This is a genomic window from Paenimyroides tangerinum, from assembly GCF_003865405.1.
GTDB classification, from domain to species: Bacteria; Bacteroidota; Bacteroidia; order Flavobacteriales; family Flavobacteriaceae; genus Flavobacterium; species Flavobacterium tangerinum.
In genome coordinates, this window is the sequence record NZ_RQVQ01000001.1 from 82354 (window position 1) to 102342 (window position 19989).

Annotated in this window: 16 protein-coding genes; 11 read left to right on the forward strand and 5 right to left on the reverse strand. The window is 29.4% G+C overall.

The window, feature by feature from the left end; translation table 11 throughout:
- Positions 1-57: 57 nt before the first annotated feature.
- Positions 58-795 carry a glycosyltransferase family 2 protein gene (locus tag EG240_RS00330; RefSeq protein WP_125016254.1) on the forward strand — a complete coding sequence of 246 codons (738 nt, stop codon included), beginning with the start codon at positions 58-60 and terminating at the stop codon, positions 793-795.
- Here the strand turns inward: EG240_RS00330 and EG240_RS00335 are convergent.
- Positions 787-1500 (reverse strand): polysaccharide deacetylase family protein, encoded by a 714-nt coding sequence (locus EG240_RS00335; protein ID WP_125016256.1) that lies wholly within the window; start codon positions 1498-1500, stop codon positions 787-789. The two genes, EG240_RS00330 and EG240_RS00335, sit on opposite strands and share 9 nt — an antisense overlap.
- 72 nt (positions 1501-1572) lie before the next feature.
- Here EG240_RS00335 and EG240_RS00340 point away from each other — a divergent pair, with 72 nt between their 5' ends.
- The 7 genes from EG240_RS00340 (at position 1573) to purL (ending at position 11604) form a co-directional block, all read left to right on the forward strand.
- Positions 1573-2325: a glycosyltransferase family 2 protein gene (locus EG240_RS00340; protein ID WP_125016258.1), complete on the forward strand. Its 753-nt coding sequence runs from the start codon at positions 1573-1575 to the stop codon at positions 2323-2325.
- A complete protein-coding gene (locus EG240_RS00345) occupies positions 2298-3140 on the forward strand; it encodes a DUF5672 family protein (protein ID WP_125016260.1) in 843 nt (280 codons plus the stop codon). Before EG240_RS00340 ends, EG240_RS00345 begins: the two co-directional genes overlap by 28 nt.
- A complete protein-coding gene (locus EG240_RS00350) occupies positions 3137-4096 on the forward strand; it encodes a hypothetical protein (protein ID WP_125016262.1) in 960 nt (319 codons plus the stop codon). Before EG240_RS00345 ends, EG240_RS00350 begins: the two co-directional genes overlap by 4 nt.
- 2 nt (positions 4097-4098) lie before the next feature.
- Positions 4099-5049 carry a lipopolysaccharide core biosynthesis protein rfaS gene (locus EG240_RS00355; RefSeq protein ID WP_125016264.1) on the forward strand — a complete coding sequence of 317 codons (951 nt, stop codon included), beginning with the start codon at positions 4099-4101 and terminating at the stop codon, positions 5047-5049.
- Between the two features lie 90 nt (positions 5050-5139).
- Complete coding sequence (locus tag EG240_RS00360; RefSeq protein WP_125016266.1) at positions 5140-6279, forward strand: glycosyltransferase; 1140 nt, start codon at positions 5140-5142, stop codon at positions 6277-6279.
- Positions 6280-6353: 74 nt separating this feature from the next.
- Positions 6354-7868, forward strand: a complete 1515-nt coding sequence (locus EG240_RS00365) for a hypothetical protein (protein ID WP_125016268.1) — start codon at positions 6354-6356, stop codon at positions 7866-7868.
- A 67-nt stretch (positions 7869-7935) separates the two neighbouring features.
- Positions 7936-11604: a phosphoribosylformylglycinamidine synthase gene (purL, locus tag EG240_RS00370; RefSeq protein ID WP_125016270.1), complete on the forward strand. Its 3669-nt coding sequence runs from the start codon at positions 7936-7938 to the stop codon at positions 11602-11604.
- Positions 11605-11684: 80 nt separating this feature from the next.
- On the opposite strand, the gene EG240_RS00375 is transcribed toward purL, so the two are convergent.
- Complete coding sequence (locus EG240_RS00375) at positions 11685-13493, reverse strand: acyltransferase family protein (RefSeq protein WP_125016272.1); 1809 nt, start codon at positions 13491-13493, stop codon at positions 11685-11687.
- Positions 13494-13925: 432 nt separating this feature from the next.
- Positions 13926-15056, reverse strand: a complete 1131-nt coding sequence (locus EG240_RS00380) for a DegT/DnrJ/EryC1/StrS family aminotransferase (RefSeq protein ID WP_125016274.1) — start codon at positions 15054-15056, stop codon at positions 13926-13928.
- A 132-nt stretch (positions 15057-15188) separates the two neighbouring features.
- On the opposite strand from EG240_RS00380, the gene EG240_RS00385 reads away from it, so the two are divergent.
- Positions 15189-16424, forward strand: coding sequence for a 3-deoxy-D-manno-octulosonic acid transferase (locus EG240_RS00385; RefSeq protein WP_125016276.1), 1236 nt, complete (start codon positions 15189-15191; stop codon positions 16422-16424).
- Here EG240_RS00385 and EG240_RS00390 read toward each other — a convergent pair.
- Complete coding sequence (locus tag EG240_RS00390) at positions 16419-16649, reverse strand: hypothetical protein (protein ID WP_125016278.1); 231 nt, start codon at positions 16647-16649, stop codon at positions 16419-16421. The genes EG240_RS00385 and EG240_RS00390 overlap by 6 nt on opposite strands.
- A 32-nt stretch (positions 16650-16681) precedes the next feature.
- Positions 16682-17200: a hypothetical protein gene (locus EG240_RS00395; protein WP_125016279.1), complete on the reverse strand. Its 519-nt coding sequence runs from the start codon at positions 17198-17200 to the stop codon at positions 16682-16684.
- 33 nt (positions 17201-17233) lie between these two features.
- On the opposite strand from EG240_RS00395, the gene EG240_RS00400 reads away from it, so the two are divergent.
- Together EG240_RS00400 and EG240_RS00405 are read left to right on the forward strand one after the other, a co-directional pair.
- Complete coding sequence (locus EG240_RS00400; protein ID WP_125016280.1) at positions 17234-17680, forward strand: GNAT family N-acetyltransferase; 447 nt, start codon at positions 17234-17236, stop codon at positions 17678-17680.
- Positions 17681-17749: 69 nt separating this feature from the next.
- On the forward strand, positions 17750-19954 hold the full coding sequence (locus EG240_RS00405) for a S46 family peptidase (RefSeq protein WP_125016281.1): 2205 nt from the start codon (positions 17750-17752) through the stop codon (positions 19952-19954).
- Positions 19955-19989: the final 35 nt, after the last annotated feature.

Sequence of the window (19989 nt, forward strand, 5' to 3'; positions counted from 1 at the left end):
AATAGTGCAAAGATACGTATTTTTGGTAAATCCGAACACTTAACAAATTCATAAATAATGAACAGAATTTCTGTAATCATACCAACTTATAACGAAGAAACTTATATCGAAGATGCTTTAAATTCAGTTGCTTTTGCGGATGAAATTATAGTAGTAGATTCTTTTAGTTCAGATCGCACTAAAGAGATTGCAGAAAAATTTGGATGTAAAGTGGTTCAAAGAAAATTTGACAATTTTTCGGCTCAAAAAAATTTCGCTATTAAATATGCAACTGCTGATTGGATTTTGTTTATCGATGGTGACGAACGTGTTTCGAAAAAATTGCAATACGAAATCAATGAAACGATAAATAATCCAAAACATGCTGGTTACAAACTTCAGTTTCCACATTTTTATATGAATCGTTTTTTATATCATAAAGTGGACCGAGTGGTTCGTTTAGTTAAAAACGACAATGTTCATTTTACTGGTGATGTACATGAAAAACTTCACGTAAAAGGAAGTATTGGAATCTTAAAAAATTTCATGATTCATTATACCTATAAAGGTTTATTTCATTTTTTAAGCAAGAAAGATTCTTATGCTTGGTTTCAGGCAGGAGAATCGTTTAAAAAGAAGAAGAAAGTCACTTATTTTCATTTGGTCTTTAAACCTTTTTATCGATTTTTTTCGGGTTACGTTTTAAAACGTGGTTTTCTAGATGGTGTTCCAGGTCTTGCTGTTGCAAGTATAAATGCATATGGCGTTTTTTCTCGTTACGTGAAATTGATGTTACTTCAACGTAATTTAAAATAACTTTAGTTTACCAAATTTTAATTTTAGTTTAAATTTCAAAAGTGAATCTTCACCTTTGATGTCGATTCGTTGAATTTCATATTTATCATTAAAAGGAAATTTACTTACACGATTACCAATTCGCAAAGCGAAAAGCATTTTATTTTTTTCCAAAACTTTAAAAAAAGCTTCTTTTTCAGTCGAAACTTTTTTGGGATATTTCCCATAAGGATAAGCGATTGCTTTGAAAACGTTCAATTGATTTTCTACAACAAATGCTTCAGACAATTCGAAATCTGACTGAGATTCTTCTAACGAAATTTTCTCAAAATTACGATGCGCAAACGAATGGTATCCCAATTCAATATTGTCTGGAACTGCCTTTAACTCGTCAATAGTCATAATAGCTTCAGAAGATGAATTCCAATCATCAAAACCTCCAACGTATTTAAAAGGAATAAAAAACGTAGCTTTTAATCCATATTTTTGTAATAAAGGAATGGCAAATTCCATTTGATTTTTGGTTACATCATCAAAAGTCAAAATCACACTTTTTTGTGAAATTGTTTTTAGATTTTGTAATTCAGACAAATGATATGTAGTATATTTGTTATCAATCAAATATTTAAACTGCTCTTCTAGCCTATCAACAAAAATGTTTAATCCTTTAGATTTAGATTTTTCTGAAACAACATTGTGATACATTAAAATTGGTAGAGAACTCATTAATATTTTGATTTTAAATTTGAGACTAAAATAGTACATTTGTTTTATAAAAATTGACAAAAAAGAAAAAAATTGACGCCAAAAATAACCGCTTTAGCTATTACATTAAACGAAGAACAAAATATTGAAAGATATATTAAGAGTTTGCATTTCGCCGATGAAATAATCATTGTTGATTCATTTAGCAATGACAAAACAGTTGAAATTGCAAAGAATTTAAATGTAAAGGTTATACAGAATAAATTTATTGATTTTTCTTCGCAACGCAATTTTGCTATTAATCAAGCGTCAAATGATTGGATTTTATTTTTTGATTTAGATGAATATGTAACTGATGATTTACGAAATGAAATCATTGAAAACATTTCAACTCCAAATGGAAAGGTTGCTTTTTTTATTAAACGTCAATTTAATTTTTTAGGAAAAAAAATCAATTTTGGTGGGTGGCAAAACGACAAAGCTGCTCGAGTTTTCAATAAAAAATACTGCAAATTTGAGGGTTTAGTGCATGAGAGTTTAAAAATTGATGGCCAATTTGGAAAATTAAAGCACAAACTGAATCACGAAAGTTACAATTCTTTTGATTTATATAATGCTAAATTAAATTTATACAGCAAACTACAAGCTGAAAAATTATATGCAAAAAAATTGAAACCAAACGCCTATCATTTTTTATTCAGACCTTTTTACAGATTTACTTGGCAATATGTTTACAGACTAGGTTTTTTAGATGGAAAGGAAGGATTTATCTTGGCTTATGTTCACGGTTTTGCAGTCTTTAAAAGATACTTACAATTATGGATGAAATACAGAAAACTCGATTAAGAATGAATGAAAATAAAAAATCTTGTATAGTAATTCCTGTCTATCAGACAAAACTTAATAATACTGAAATAGTATCATTAAATCAAACATTATCTATTTTTAAAAATGAACAAATTTTTATTGTTTCACCAAATTCTTTAAATCTTGAATCCTTTTTAGAAAGTTATAATCTAAATACAAAAAACGTAATTCGCTTTGCAGATGATTACTTCAAAAATATAGATGGATACAACAAATTATTGATGGATTCTATCTTTTATGAAAAATTTTTAGAATATGATTATATGCTAATTTGTCAACTTGATGTTTTTGTTTTTGAAAATCAGTTGACCTATTGGGTAAACAAAAATTACGATTATATTGGCGCACCTTGGTTGGATAGCGAAAAAAGTTTTTTTAGAGATTTTTCAAGAAATTTAAATTCTTTATTTAGAAAAATAGCAAATAAAAAACAACGAAGTTTTGAACATTTAAATCAGGTTGGAAATGGTGGATTTTCATTGAGAAACGTTAGTAAACATTATGAAATTTCTTTAAAAGAGATTGATTTAATTTCTGAAAACATCATCAAACGACCATCTAATAATTATTATATTGAGGATGTTTTTTGGTCAATTCAAATACCTCAAAAATACAGTGATTTTAAAATACCAAATTACATAGAGGCTTTGAATTTTGCTTTTGATAGAAAACCAAAACTAGCCTTTAAATTAAATAGTAATAAATATCCGTTTGCTTGTCACGGATTTAATAAACCTAAAGTTTTTGATTTTTGGAAAACTAAAATCGATGCCTTAAAAAAAATATCCATATGAAATGTATTGCCATTTTAAGTTTTGATTTATGGGGTTTCAACAAAAAAATTGCCGAACATCTTACTCAAAATGGATATCAGGTAATTTTTATAAACACAGAAGATATACATTTTGAATATAAAAATATTTTCCATAAACTAAATAATGCGTTTAGTAAAATTCTCTTTAAAAGAAATCTTAAGAAAGAAGCAAAAAATAAAAAATTAGCACAAAAAATAGCTTCTATTACTACTGAAATTGATGATTTTTTAATCATTAATCCAGGACATTTTAAGTCAGAAATATTAATGCTTGCCAAACAAAAATCAAAAAAATTGATCGCTTATAATTATGATAGTCTTGAAAGAGTTCCGTTACCAAACAATTATGAAGTAATATTTGATGAAGTTTTTTCATTTGACGATGAAGATGCGAAAAAAAACAACTTTAAACATATCACAAATTTCATATATTTAGATAAGGTAAACTCAATTAATCAAGAATACAATTTAAAAGCATTTACTGTTCAGTTTAAAGATAAAACACGTTTAAATATATTAAATGAAATTGCTGATATTTTCATAGAAAAAAAAATAAACAACTTTGAATTTTATATTTTAGGCAGCAAAATAAAAAGAATAAATCCTAATATTAAATTCATAAAGAAAAAATTAGATTTAGATGTTGTATCCATAAAATCTGATCAATCAGAAATCATAATCGATATTGTGCATTCAAATCAATCAGGATTAAGTTTTAGAGTTTTTGAGGCAATAGCGCTTCAAAAAAAATTAATTACAACTAATAAGACGATCTTAAATTATGATTTTTATAACCCATCGAATATATTGGTTTTGGACGTCAATCAAATAAGCATTCCTGATTCTTTTTTAGAAAGTAAATTTGAAAAAATTGATCCAGAAATTTACAACAAATACACAATTGAATCTTGGACTAAACAAGTTTTTCAAATTTAAGTATGACAAATAAACCTAAATTATTATTTTTTGCTCCAAACCATTTTGGAATAGATAAAATCATATATCAAAATCTAGTTTCTTTAGACGCTTATGATATTACGGTTCTTGACGACAAACAATATCGTTATAAAAATATTTTTGAACGCATCTACAATCAATTTTATAAATTTTTCTTTAAAAAGAATTTCAAGAAGATTTATAAAGGAAAAAGAGATATAAATATTCTCAAGAACAAAACATTTGACATATCAATTGTTATAAGACCTGATCTATTGAGTAATGATTTTTTGGCATTTTTGAATAAAATAACAAAAAAAAATATTGTTATTTATTGGGATAGTATGGAAAAAATCCCAGACCAACTAAGAACAATAGAATATTTTAATTATCATTATAGTTTTGATTTTAAAGATTGCGCAAAGTATAACTTAAAGTTAAATACCAATTTTTACATAAATGATGAAATTAACCCAAATTCGGATTTTGATGTTTTTTATTTTGGCTCTTTAGATAATCGTATTTCAGATTTACAAAAGATTTTTGATAAATTAGAACAATATAATTTAAAAATAAAATCGAAAATATATTCGAAGAAAAAACAAAAAGAAATTCATCAGTACATAGAATTTATATACGAAGAAGTTAATTTTAAAGATTGTTATAAATTTTCAGAAAACACCAAAGTTGTTGTTGATTTAGTTCATAAAAATCAAATTGGATTATCAATGCGTCCGTTTGAAGCACTTGGCTTAAAAAGAAAATTAATTACAACAAATACTTCAATCAAAGATTATGATTTTTACAATCCTAACAATATTTTTATAATTGAAGATATTAATAATTTCGATATTCCCACAAGTTTTTTTGAAAGTGAATATGAAGATATTGAACAAAATATTTCAAGTAAATATCACATTAAACCCTGGTTAGAAAATATATTAAAAACATAATAATCTACTATTTGTAAAAAAGTCTATTTTTAGGATTAGAATAGAAAGATTACTTAAAAAAATCAGATTATTAAAAATTTTAATTTTATTATGAAACAAAAAATTTTATTTCTTTTTCATGAAGACACAAGAACTGGTGCCCCAAATGCATTGCTCGCTTTTTTAAATTATATTAATGAAAATCACACCAATGAATTCATTATAGATGTCTTTGTTTTAAGATCTACAGGTGGAGAAATAGAACCCGATTTAAAAAAAATTTCTAGAAATTTTTATATTAAAAGAAAAAACAAATTAATAAAAACAAAATTAATTAACATTTTCAAACCAATTTCATTAAAACTATTTGTTTTACAAAAATTTCATAAATACGATATCATTTACGGAAATACGGTTTTAACCTTAAAACATTTAAGTGAAATAAAAGAAAAGATTAAAACTGTAAAAACCATTTTATATGTACATGAGAGTCAATATTTATGCAATCTGCATTTAGATCAAAAAAAGTCAATAGAACATTTTAAGAATATAGATAAAATTCTTGCAGTAGCTAAATTTACAGCAGACAACTTAATTACTAATTATAAAGTATCATCAGAAAAAATCGCAATTATACACCCATCAATTAAAAAAGAAGAAAAAAACCAAAACAACCCATTGAAGGGTATTTATAGCCAGAATGATTTAGTTTTAGCAAATATTGGGCAACCTAGTTTAACTAAAGGAACCGAACTTATTCCGCAAATTGCTGATGCCTTACGCCGAAGAAACCCCAATCTTAAATTCAAAATATTAATTGTTGGAGTTAGTAATGAAAATGAATATATAAAAGCTATTAAATTAGATATAAACAAATTAGGACTTGAAAATTACATCGAACTAATTCAACATACTAAAACACCTTTAAACTATTTAGAAATAGCTGATGCCTATCTAATTACTTCAAGAGAAGATTCATTTACTTTAATGGGAATACAAGCTGCTGTTTTTGGAAAACCAATTGTTACTTTTGATAAAAACACAGGTCTTACAGAAATTTTAGATAAGGAATGTACATATCAAGCAAATTATTTAGACATCACCGATTTTGTTGAAAAAATAGAATTTATGTACACAAATCCTGAGCTCTCTAAAGAAAAAACAATTTTAGCGAAACAAAAATATGATACCTTTTTGGATTCTGATATATGCAATAGAAAACACTATTTAGAATTAAAAAAACTAACTTAATAAAATTTAAGCACAAATTGTTTAAATTTGAATCAATCATAATAAAACTGTAATCCTTTAAAAATAAAATCAATATGAAATTTATATATTCCTTTATAATTATTTTTATCACCTTTGGATTTACTTCGTGCCGAAACGATTTCGATTTCGAAACCAGTTCAGGTACAGATTTACGTTTTTCTAGAGATACGGTTTATTTAGACACTATTTTCTCAAATATAGGCTCAAGCACCTATACATTAAAAGTATACAATACAACAAATAACGATATTAAGATTCCTTCTCTAAAATTAGGAAAAGGCGAGAACTCGAATTTCCGTTTGATGGTAGATGGAGTTGCAGGAAAAGTTTTCAATAACGTAGAACTGCTTGCTAAAGACAGTATGTTCATCTTTGTAGAAACAACTGTTGATATTCAATCATTAACCAATCAAAAAGAGTTTTTATATACCGATCAAATTCAATTTACATCAGGTTCAAATTCTCAAAAAGTTGAGTTAGTAACTTTAGTAAAAGATGCCATATTCTTATATCCACAAAAATTTGCTGATGGTACTAAAGAAACTTTACCTTTTGATGGAGATGAAATTGAAGGTTTCTTTTTGGATGAAAACGATCCAATAAATGGAAACGAGTTAATTTGGACAGACAATAAACCTTATGTAATTTATGGGTACGCAGCCGTTCCTTCAAACAAAACATTAGAAGTTGAAGCTGGAGCGCAAATTCATTTTCACGATAATTCTGGCCTTTTAGTTGCAAACAATGGAAACATAAATGCAGTTGGAACCATTCAAAATCCAATTATTTTTCAAGGCGACCGTTTAGAGCCAAGCTTTGAAAATGTTCCTGGTCAATGGGGAAGTATTTGGTTAACGGTTGGAAGTTCTGGAAACTTTGAAAATGCAATTATAAAAAATGCAACAGTTGGACTTCTTATTAATAAAAACCAAGGAACGGTAAACCTACACAACCTTCAAGTTTACAATGCAACAGATTTTGGAATTCTTGGACGCGCTGCAACAATTCGCGGAACCAATGTAGTTACTAATAATTGTGGTCAAGCGGCTTTAGGTTGTACGTTTGGAGGTGATTATCATTTCATACAATCTACATTTGGAAATTATTGGAACAAACCTAATCAAACTTCAGTTGTTATTGATAATTATGATGGAACACCAGAATTCGCAATACAACAGGCATTATTTCAAAATTGTATCATTTATGGTTCTAGTAGTGAATCTTTGATTATGAACAAACAAGGTTCTGATAGCAATTTTAATATTAAGTTTGAAAATTCATTAATTAAATTTTTAGATTTTTCAAATCAAGTTTTTGGAACTTTTCCTTACGCTTTTGATAATCCAACCTATTTTTCAAATTGTTTAGTTGCGAGAACTTCTCAGCAATATCGTCCTTATTTCAAAAACACGAATAAAAATGAAATGATGATAACTGATAAAGCAACCGATTTAATAGGAATTGGAAATCCTATTTTTGCGCAACAAGTACCATTTGATTTATTAGGAAATAGCCGACTTTCAAGTCCAGATTTAGGAGCATATCAGAATATTCCAGAAAGTCAATAATAATTTTTTAATTGACTAAAATTAAGTTATTTTTGTAGCTTCAAACAACACAACTAATACATACACAATGATTCATTTCTTCGTGAACCAAAAGGGCACTGTTTACAGTGTTCAAATCGAAAAAGATTTATCTACAGAAGATATTGCTAAACTTAACTGGTTATTCGGTAATTCTTCAAAAATTGAACAAACTACTTTAGAAGATTTTTATGTTGGCCCACGTGCGGCAATGATTACACCTTGGAGTACAAATGCTGTAGAAATTACTCAGAATATGGGAATTGAAGGAATTATTCGTATTGAAGAATTCGAAAAAGTTTCTGAAGATTTCACTGATTTTGACCCAATGATTTCTCAAAAATTCACTGCATTAACACAAGAAATGTTTACCATTGCAATTAATGTAGAACCTATTTTAGAAATCGAAGATATTGAAGCTTATAACAAACAAGAAGGTTTAGCTTTAAGTGCTGAAGAAGTTGAATACTTAAACAACTTAGCTACAAAATTAGGTCGTAAGTTAACTGATGCAGAAGTTTTTGCTTTCTCGCAAGCCAACTCAGAACACTGCCGTCACAAAATTTTTAACGGAACTTTCGTTATTGATGGTATAGAACAACCTACTTCGTTATTCAAATTAATTAAGAAAACATCAGAAACAAATCCTGGAGGAATCGTTTCTGCATATAAAGATAACGTTGCTTTTGTAAAAGGACCAAAAGCAACACAATTTGCACCACTTTCTGCTGATAAACCTGATTTTTATGCTGAAAAAGAATTCGAATCAGTAATTTCATTAAAAGCAGAAACGCACAACTTCCCAACTACTGTTGAACCATTTTCTGGTGCTGCGACAGGAGCTGGAGGAGAAATTCGTGACCGTTTAGCTGGAGGTCAAGGTTCATTACCTTTAGCAGGAACTGCGATTTATATGACTTCATATTCTCGTTTAAACGAAGATCGTCCTTGGGAAAAAGCCGTTGCAGAACGCGATTGGTTGTACCAAACGCCAATGGATATTTTAATCAAGGCATCAAACGGAGCTTCTGATTTTGGAAATAAATTTGGTCAGCCGTTAATCGTTGGATCGGTTTTAACTTTCGAACACGAAGAAGATGCACGTAAAATTGGTTACGATAAAGTAATTATGCAAGCCGGTGGAATTGGATACGGAAAATTAGACCAAGCCATTAAACACAAACCAGAAGTTGGTGATAAAATTGTAATTTTAGGAGGTGAAAACTACCGTATTGGTATGGGTGGAGCTGCAGTTTCATCTGCTGATACAGGAGCTTTCGGATCTGGAATTGAATTAAATGCTATTCAACGTTCAAACCCTGAAATGCAAAAACGTGCAGCTAATGCGGTTCGTGGTTTAGTAGAATCTGATAACAACCCTATCGTATCTATTCACGATCATGGAGCTGGTGGACACTTAAATTGTTTATCTGAATTAGTGGAAGAAACAGGTGGTTTAATTGATTTAGACGCTTTACCTGTTGGAGATCCAACTTTATCTGCTAAAGAAATTATTGGTAACGAATCTCAAGAACGTATGGGATTAGTTATTGGTGAAAAAGATATTAAAACATTACAAAAAATCGCTGATCGTGAGCGCGCGCCAATGTACACAGTTGGAGACGTAACAGGTGATCACCGTTTTACTTTCGAATCTAAAACTACAGGTGAAAAACCTATGGATTACGCTTTAGAAGACTTCTTTGGATCGTCTCCTAAAACAGTAATGACAGATAAGAAAATTGATAGAAATTATGCTGGATTAACATACAGTACAGAAAATATTCCTACTTATTTAAACCAAATGTTACAGTTAGAAGCGGTTGCTTCTAAAGATTGGTTAACCAATAAAGTAGACCGTTGTGTGGGCGGACGTGTTGCCAAACAGCAATGTGTTGGTCCGTTACAATTACCTTTGAACAATGTGGGTGTAATGGCTTTAGATTATAAATCTACAGAAGGTATTGCAACTACAGTGGGGCATGCTCCTACTGCAGCTTTAGTTGATCCAGTTGCCGGTTCTCGTAATGCAATTGCTGAAGCTTTATCAAACCTTGTTTTTGCTCCAATCAATAACGGTTTAGCTGGTGTTTCTTTATCAGCAAACTGGATGTGGGCTTGTAACAACGAAGGTGAAGATGCACGTTTGTATGAAGCAGTTAAAGGATGTTCTGACTTTGCAATTGAGTTAGGAATCAATATTCCAACTGGAAAAGATTCACTTTCAATGAAACAAAAATATCCAAACGGTGAAAACGTAATTGCTCCTGGAACAGTTATTATTTCAGCTGCTGGAAACTGTACAGATATTAATAAAGTAATTGAACCGGTTTTAAATAAAGAAGCTGGATCAATTTACTACATCAATTTATCCCAAGATACATTTAAATTAGGAGGTTCATCTTTCGCTCAAATTTTAAATAAAATCGGAAACGAAGTTCCTACAATTAAAGACGGAGCTTACTTTAAAAAGGCTTTCAACGCCATTCAAAACGCCATCAATACTAATTTAATTGAAGCTGGTCACGATATCGGATCTGGTGGTTTAGTTACTACTTTATTAGAAATGACTTTTGCTGATGTTAATTTAGGTGCAAACTATGATTTGTCTGCTTTAAACGAAGCGGATACAGTTAAAGCTTTATTTAACGAAAATATTGCCGTTGTTTTACAGGCTAAAGAAGATGTTGCCTTTGAAAAAGCATTTGCTGAAGCTGGAATTGAAGCGGTAAAAATTGGTGCTGCAGTTGCTGGTAACGAAGTTACTTTTAAAAACAACAACGATGTATTTACATTTAATGTAACAGAAACGCGTGATACGTGGTTTAAAACCTCATTCTTATTAGATCAAAAACAATCTAAAAACGGAATGGCGCAAGAACGTTACAACAACTATAAAAATCAGCCGTTAAACTTTACATTCCCAACGCACTTTACAGGTGTTAAACCAGTTCACAACGGAGCGAGACCAAAAGCTGCGATTATTCGTGAAAAAGGTTCGAACTCAGAGCGTGAAATGGCAAATGCTATGTACTTAGCTGGTTTTGATGTAAAAGACGTTCACATGACTGATTTAATTTCTGGAAGAGAAACGTTAGAAGATATTCAGTTTATTGGAGCTGTTGGAGGATTCTCTAACTCAGACGTTTTAGGATCTGCTAAAGGTTGGGCTGGAGCTTTCTTATATAACGAAAAAGCAAAAGCAGCGCTAGAAAACTTCTACAAACGTCCTGATACGATGTCGGTTGGAATTTGTAACGGATGTCAGTTATTAATGGAGTTAGAATTAATTAACCCAGAGCACGATGTTCACGGTAAAATGATTCATAATACTTCTGGTAAACACGAATCGAACTTCGTATCAGTGAATGTTCAAGAAAACAACTCCATCATGTTATCTACATTAGCTGGATCTACATTAGGGGTTTGGATTTCTCACGGAGAAGGAAAATTCAACTTACCAAAAGAGGAAACTGCTTATAATATCGTTGCAAAATATGCGTACGAGCAATATCCTGCAAACCCGAACGGATCTGATTATAACACTGCTATGATGTGTGATACAACAGGTCGCCATTTGGTTACAATGCCACACATTGAGCGTTCTACGTTCCAATGGAACTGGGCAAACTACCCTAACGGACGTAAAGACGAAGTTTCTCCTTGGTTAGAAGCTTTTGTAAACGCGAGAGTTTGGTGTGAAACAAATAAAAAATAATATAATTTATATAAACCAAAAACTCCACCTTAAATAAGATGGAGTTTTTTTTTATAGAATAATCCGTATTTAAAAAAAAATTATTTTAGATATTCTTTTAAAAAATTATAAAAATCGTCACCAATTTCATCTGCTAGTTTTGTTGAACCATAATGATTTAAATGGTTTGAATCATAATAAATTAAGGTGTCGTTGTAAAATGGAGCATTATCAAAAAAATGCTTCTTAGACAAATCATAGTAAAAAACATTTTTATATTCATTAGCAAGTTTTTTAATCATTAGAATATCTAAAGAATCACGATTATCCTTTTGTAATTTTCCGATTTTGTTAATGTAACCTTTATTTACTTTTAAAATATTTACTTCTTCTAATGTTGGAAAGGAATTAATAATAATCAATTTTTTATTATTTTTCAAAAGTGTATCAGCTAATTGTCTAATTGGAATATTAAAATCATTGAAATTATTAACTGCAATAATAACTAAAGAAACTTTGTCAATATATTGATTCGTCAGAGGTGATAGATTTTTTGCGAATCGTAAATTCTCTATATCATTCTTTTGATTGACTTTAATACCTTCAATTGGAGGATAACCATCACAAGTTAAACTATAAAAAGAAAAATTTTGTTTTTGTCCAATTTGGTTAAAAAATGGTTTCAACATTAGAGCATGACTATTTCCAACCAATAAAAAAGAAGGTTCTTTTTCTGTTGATCCAAATTTTTCAACAATTCCTTCAAAATGAGATTTTAAACCTAAAATAGGTCGAGAATAAATATCAGGAATTTTTTTATATCCAATTAAAGATTCTTTGTTGAGAAAAATAGTACAACTGATAGTTACAATTAAAAACATCAATCCAAAAAATAATTTTGTACTAAATTTCGCAAATAATACTTCTACATATTTGTACGATAAATAGGACAAAATGAAAGTTAGAAAACAAATTATCAATAACTGATAAAACGAAAATTCATAAAATCCATTTTCATATCTCATATATGCCATAATAGGCCAATGCCATAAATACAAAGAAAAAGATAAAGTCCCTATGAAAACTAGATATTTATTTGATAAGAATTTTAATACATAAATATTTCTACTAATTAAAATATTTGCTGTTGCAATACAAGGAATCAAACATAAAAAACCAGGGAAATTCATATTTTCATGAAAAATGAAAACACAAATAAGTAAAGTTAATAATGAAACCCAAGTTATAGCATCATTATACAGATCCTTTTTAAAGAAACCTTTATTAAAATATTGAGCATATAAAATACCAATTGTAAACTCTGAAATTCTACTTCCCAAAGAAAAATAGGACGCCGTTAAATTATTATCCAGATAAATTAATTTACAAGAATATAAAACAGAAAAGAGTAAAACAATTGGTAAAATAAAACGCAGATATTTTCTTCCATAATACAATAAAATTGGTAAAAAAAGATAAAATTGCATTTCTACTCCTAACGACCATGTATGTAAATAAGGATTTTCACTTAAATTAGGTCCAAAGTAAGATTCACCGTTTTCAAAAAAAAAATTGGATAAAAAAAGAAAAGCATATTTAAACGAACCATTCAAACTGCTATAAAAATCAATATATGTATATAAAAATATTCCTGTCAGATATATTAATAATACACAAATATAATACGCTGGAATTATTCGTTTTAATCTTTTTAAATAGAATTCAACAAAGCTGAATTTTTTATTATCGATATTCGTAACTACAATTGAAGACATAAGAAATCCAGATATTACAAAAAAAATATCTACCCCGAGAAATCCCCCAGGCAAAAAATTAGAATTTAAATGAAAAATAAAAACTAAAATAAATGCAATTGCTCTTAAACCTTGTATATCGTTACGGAAGATCATAATTAGTAATAAATCAATTATAAAACAAAAAGTAAACAAACCTAGTAATAATTAAACAGAAAGTTAGATTTAATCGCTTTTTTCTAAAATTTAGTAAAAAACTTAATCACCTAAAAAACAACCTGTTAATCTATTTATTTAGATTAGGATTAAAAGACATTAAAACTAAGGACTTTTAAATATGTTTTTTGTGACACTGAAATCTAAGATTCAATGTAATTAGATATTCTTATGAGATGCTGAAACAAATTTAACATGACAAAAAAATGATTATGTTTTAAACAAAACGCGTGTCACCCTGAATTCATTTCAGGGTCTCATCACAAACTTGTGAGATGCTGTACTTCAACAAGCTCAGTAACCAGATCAGCAGGACAAAAGCTAATTTCAAAAAACAAAAAATCCCATCTTAAAAAGACAGGATTTTGATATTTATTGTACGAAATTTAAAATCGTTGATGTGATAAATGCAATTTGTTCATCGTCTAATTCGGTATGCATTGGTAAGGCAATTACCTCTTTACATAATTTGTTAGTTACAGCAAAATCAGCATCGTTATAACGAGCATCAGCATACGCTTTTTGAACGTGTAACGGAATTGGATAATAAATTGCACAAGGAATTCCGTTTTCTTGTAAGTACGTTAACAAAGCATCGCGTTTTCCGTTTGTAATTCGCATTACATATTGGTGAAATACATGGTCGTCTCCTTCAAAATCAAATGCAGGAGTTACAATATGCTCGTTAGCTGCAAACGCATCGTTATATGCTTTAGCTGCTTTTCTACGCGCTTGTCCGTAAGTATCTAAATGAGGTAATTTGGCATTTAAAACCACCGCTTGAATACTATCTAAACGAGAATTCACACCAACAACATCGTGATGGTAACGCTCATACATTCCGTGATTCACAATTCCACGAATTACGTGAGCTAAAGCATCATCATTTGTAAAAATTGCACCACCGTCTCCGTAACATCCTAAGTTTTTAGATGGGAAGAAAGAAGTAGCTCCAACATGACCAATTGTCCCAACTTTTTGTTTAGAACCATCTTTCCACGTATAGTTTGCTCCAATAGCTTGTGCGTTATCTTCAATTACAAATAAGTTATGCTCTTTTGCAATTTCCATAATCGCATCCATGTTAGCCGCACGACCAAATAAGTGAACTGGAACAATTGCTTTAGTTTTAGGTGTAATGGCTTTTTTAATGGCTTCGATAGAAATGTTCATGTTATCTTCATCAACATCTACCAAAACCGGAGTAATTCCTAATAAAGCGACTACTTCAACTGTTGCAGCAAAAGTAAAATCGGCAGTGATCACTTCATCTCCCGCTTTTAAACCTAATCCCATCATGGCAATTTGTAATGCGTCGGTTCCGTTAGCACAAGGAATTACGTGTTTTGCTCCTAAATAGTTTTCTAAACTTTTTTGAAACTCGTGAACTTGAGGTCCGTTTATATATGCAGTTGTATCTAAAACTTCTTGAATACCTGCGTTAATTTGTTCTTTTATATGTTGGTATTGACTTTTTAAGTCAACCATTTGTAACTTTTTCATTAATCGAAAATTTTGATAAGCAAAAGTAATAAATTACTTGAAGTAACACTTCTGAATTGTATATTTTTTAGGAAAATGACATAATAAACGTTATTCAAAACTTATTTGTATTTTTGTAGATATTCAATAATTATGGGGGTTTTATATCAGGTTGGCATTCAAACAGCTTCTTTACTTTTACCGATTTCGAGCTTATTCAGTTCGAAAATGAAATTGTTCATCAATGGAAGAAAAGAATCATTTTCTATATTGAAAGAAAAAATCAATCCGAACAAAAAATACGTTTGGTTTCACGTTGCTTCTTTAGGAGAATACGAACAAGGATTACCGGTTATGGAAGCGTTGAAAAAAGAACAACCTGAATTAGGAATTGTACTTACCTTTTTTTCACCTTCGGGATACGAAATCAGAAAAAACAACACCGTTGCCGATGTAACTTTATATCTTCCGTTAGATACCAAAGCCAAAGCAAAACGCTTTTTAGATTTAGCAAAACCGGTTCAAGCATTTTTTATTAAGTACGAATTTTGGCCGAATTATTTAACTGAACTGAAAAAGAGAAACGTTCCTACGTTTTTGATTTCGGGAATTTTCAGAGAAAATCAATTATTCTTTAAGCCTTATGGCGGATTTTATCGCGAAGCTTTAAAAACGTTCACCCATTTTTTTGTTCAGAATGAAACTTCAAAACAACTTTTACAGCAATTGCATTTTAATAATGTAACCGTAAATGGCGATACGCGTTTTGACCGAGTGGCTCAGATTTTAGAAAAAAACAACCAGCTTGATTTTATCAAAACTTTTAAAAACAATACCAAAACCATTGTTATTGGAAGTTCGTGGCCGCAAGATGAAGCCTTTCTAATTCCGTATATAAATGAGAATAAACAAAACGTAAAATTTATCATTGCGCCTCATAATATTAAGGAAGAACAAATCAATAATATAAAAAATCAGCTTAAAAAATCGGTGGTTTTATTTTCAGATAAAGAAGGTAAAAATCTGGTCGACTTTGATGTTTTTATTATTGATACGATTGGCATTTTAACCAAGATTTACAGCTATGCAGAAATTGCTTACGTTGGTGGTGGTTTTGGAACAGGAATTCACAATATTTTAGAACCTGCTACTTTTGGAGTTCCCATTATTATTGGACCTAAATATCAGAAATTTCAAGAAGCTAAAGATTTGGTTGCTTTAGAAAGTTGTTTGGTTGTTCATAATCAAGAAGATTTAAACAACACATTCAACCTTTTAATTGAAGATGAAAACATCCGAAAAGAAAAAGGAAACTTGAGTAAACAATTTGTATTGAAAAACAAAAATGCAACTCAAGTAATTATGCAATATTTAAAGACCAATTTATAACATACGGTCTTTAATATCTTTTGAATAATAGTCTGACAAATAAATTAACGACGAAATTATTGGAAATGCAATCAAGGAGATTAAAACCAAAAGTTTTATAGATGTGTTTTGCTTTTTACTTTTAATCAAACAAAATATTGACCAAATTACTAGAGGAATATTTAACAATATCACCAATTGCCAAGCAAATAAACCAAAACTAAAATCATCAATTAATTTACCCATAATTTAATTTTTTAACAAATATATGATTTCTTTTAAAACAACAAATAAGAATAAAAAGATTCTAAAGTAAATGAAATCAAGTAGCTAATTAAAAAAACAATTATCGAAGCTTTATAATTTCCTTTTTTATATTTTTTAAACTGTAGGAACAATAGAACAATAAGAATGAATGCTTTTAACAATAATTCTCCAATGGTTTGAAAATACAATGTATTTGGAATTAAAGGATTATTAAAATCAAAATAATATTTCACCGAATAAACTAAACAATTTAAAATATACAACGAAGTTGTAAATAATCCGATGGTCGAAAGAAGTTCAAATGTATTTATTTCTTTTTTTAGTTTTTGACTTTTAAAATATTGTATTAGATAACAAATCGGAGCGATTAATCCTGAAATACATAAAGAAATAAAAACATACAACTTATTTATCGTTTTTTCATTTTTATTTAAATACAAAAGTACTAAAACCCAAATATTTAAAACAGTAATTATTAGAATAAACAGGTAATTAAAAGCAGAAATATCATAATTTATAATATGATCCAAAATAACATCTTTATAATTAATAAAAACAAATATATGATTTCATTTGAAGAATTAAAACCCGAAAACATAAATAGCATCACAGAATTAATGACTGATTTTTATGCTATTGATAATTATCCGATAGATGTTGAAGTAACCAAGCGTAATTTCGAATATTTTATTCAGCAACCACAATTAGGACGTGTTTTTGAAATTCGTTATGAAAATGAAATCGTTGGTTACATCTTATTTGCAACCTTATTTAGTTTTGAATTTGGAGGAACAATTGCCTTTTTAGATGAGTTATACATTTCAGAAAAAATGCGTGGCAAAGGTTTGGGTAAAATGGCTGTTGAATTTGCTAAAAATTACACTAAAGAACAAGATTATAAAGTTTTGTATTTGGAAGTTGAACCTCACAATGAAAAAGCACAGGAATTATATAAAAAATCGGAATTTAAAACACATCATCGTGGTTTGATGATTTATAAAAAACCATAAAATTACATTTAGATAAAATTTGTATATTGCGAATTCTTTAAAAAAATCATTAATCAAGTATTTATAATTATGAAATTACTAAGACTATTAGTAGTATTATTTTCTGTACCAATGTTCGCTCAGCAAGGCGGAATGTGGATTCCTTCGTTATTAAACGGAATGAATGAAACAGAAATGACCAATTTAGGTATGAAAATGTCGGCAGAAGACATTTATAGTGTAAACCAATCGAGCTTAAAAGATGCGGTTCCGCATTTTAATGGAGGATGTACTTCTGAAGTAATTTCGCCAAATGGTTTAATATTAACTAATCATCACTGTGGATATGGAGAAATCCAATCACATTCAACAGTTGAAAATGATTATTTACAAGATGGTTTCTGGGCAAAATCATACGCTGAAGAATTACCAAACGAAGATTTAGAAGTTACTTTTATTGTAAGTATTAATGATGTTACTAAAGAAGTGCTAAATGGAGTTAATGCTTTAAAAACCGAAGGTGAAAAGAAAGCGTTAATCGAAAAAAACATTTCAAATTTACAAAAAACATACAAGCGTGAAGATTGGCAAAATGTTATGATTCGTACGTTTTATGAAGGAAACCAATATATGTTATTCGTTACAGAATCTTTTGAAGATGTTCGTTTAGTTGGTGCGCCACCTTCATCAATCGGTAAATTTGGTTCAGATACAGACAACTGGGTTTGGCCACGTCATACTGGAGATTTTGCTTTATTCAGAATTTATGCAGACAAAAATAACCGTCCTGCAAAATATTCAAAAGATAACGTTCCTTACAAACCAAAACATTTCTTACCAATTTCTTTAGACGGAATTGAACAAGACGATTTTACAATGGTTTTTGGATACCCTGGAAAAACACAAGAATATTTACCTTCTTACGCTGTTGAGCAAATTGTAAATGAATTAAATCCTGCGAAAATCGAAATTCGTGATGCTGCCTTAAAAGTAACTGACGGTTATATGCGTCAAGACCAAGCTATCAAAATCCAGTATGCATCAAAATTTGCTAGAATTGCAAACTATTGGAAAAAATGGATTGGAGAAAGTCAAGGTTTAAAAAAATCAAATGCAGTTGCTGTTAAAAAAGCTTACGAAGTAGATTTCACAAATAAAGTTAACGCTGCTGGTAAACAAGCAGAATACGGAAATTTATTACCTGAATTCGAAAGATTGTATAAAGAAATTGCTCCTTATGCATTAGCTAACGATTATTTCCAAGAAGTAGTTTTACGTAATAATGAATTATTATCTGTTGGATTTAGATTGTATCAATTAGAAAATACTTATAAACAAAACGGTGAACAAGCATTTAATGATCGTAAAGAAAATCTAATTAAAGGATTTGAAGCTTTATATAAAGATTATAATAAAAAGGTAGATGAAGATGTTTTCGAACAAATCATCGCGCTTTACGGAAAGAATGCGCCAGCTAATCTTACACCTGCTATCATCAAGAATGTTGATTATGCAAAATTAACGGATGAAGTTTATACAAAATCTGCATTAACATCTTATGACGGATTGAAAGCTTTATTTAGTGGAAGTGCTCCAGATGTTATCAAAAAAATGAATCAGGATTTTGGATTTAAAGTAGCAAAAGATTTAGCAAAAGATTATTTCGATAAAGTTGCTCCAAAATACCAAGAATTAAACACAGAGATTGCAGCTTTACAAAGAACATATATGAAAGCGCAATTAGAAATGAATCCAGATGCAAGAATTTTCCCAGATGCGAACAGTACATTACGCGTTACTTACGGAAAAGTTGATGGATACGAACCTAAAGATGCTGTATCTTATGATTATGTTACGTATTTAGATGGAGTTATGGAAAAATACGTTCCTGGAGATTATGAATTTGATGTTCCTGCAAAATTAATTGAACTTTATGACAATAAAGATTTTGGACCTTATGCTGATAAAAATGGAAAATTGCCTGTAAACTTTATTGGTACTAATCACACAACTGGTGGTAACTCAGGTTCTCCAGCAATTGATGCAGAAGGAAACTTAATTGGATTAAATTTTGACCGTGTTTGGGAAGGAACAATGAGTGATATTTATTACGATCCAGCAATTTGTAGAAACATTATGGTTGATGCTAGATACATTTTATTCGTTGTTGACAAATACGCTGACGCAAAACATTTAATCGACGAAATGGTTTTGGTACATCCTAAAGAAAAGTTAAAAGATAATAAACTGAAAGACAATAAGTTAAAAAAGACTAAAAAAAATAAAAAAAAATAAAGATTTTGTAATCTCGAATTAAAAAATTTATATCT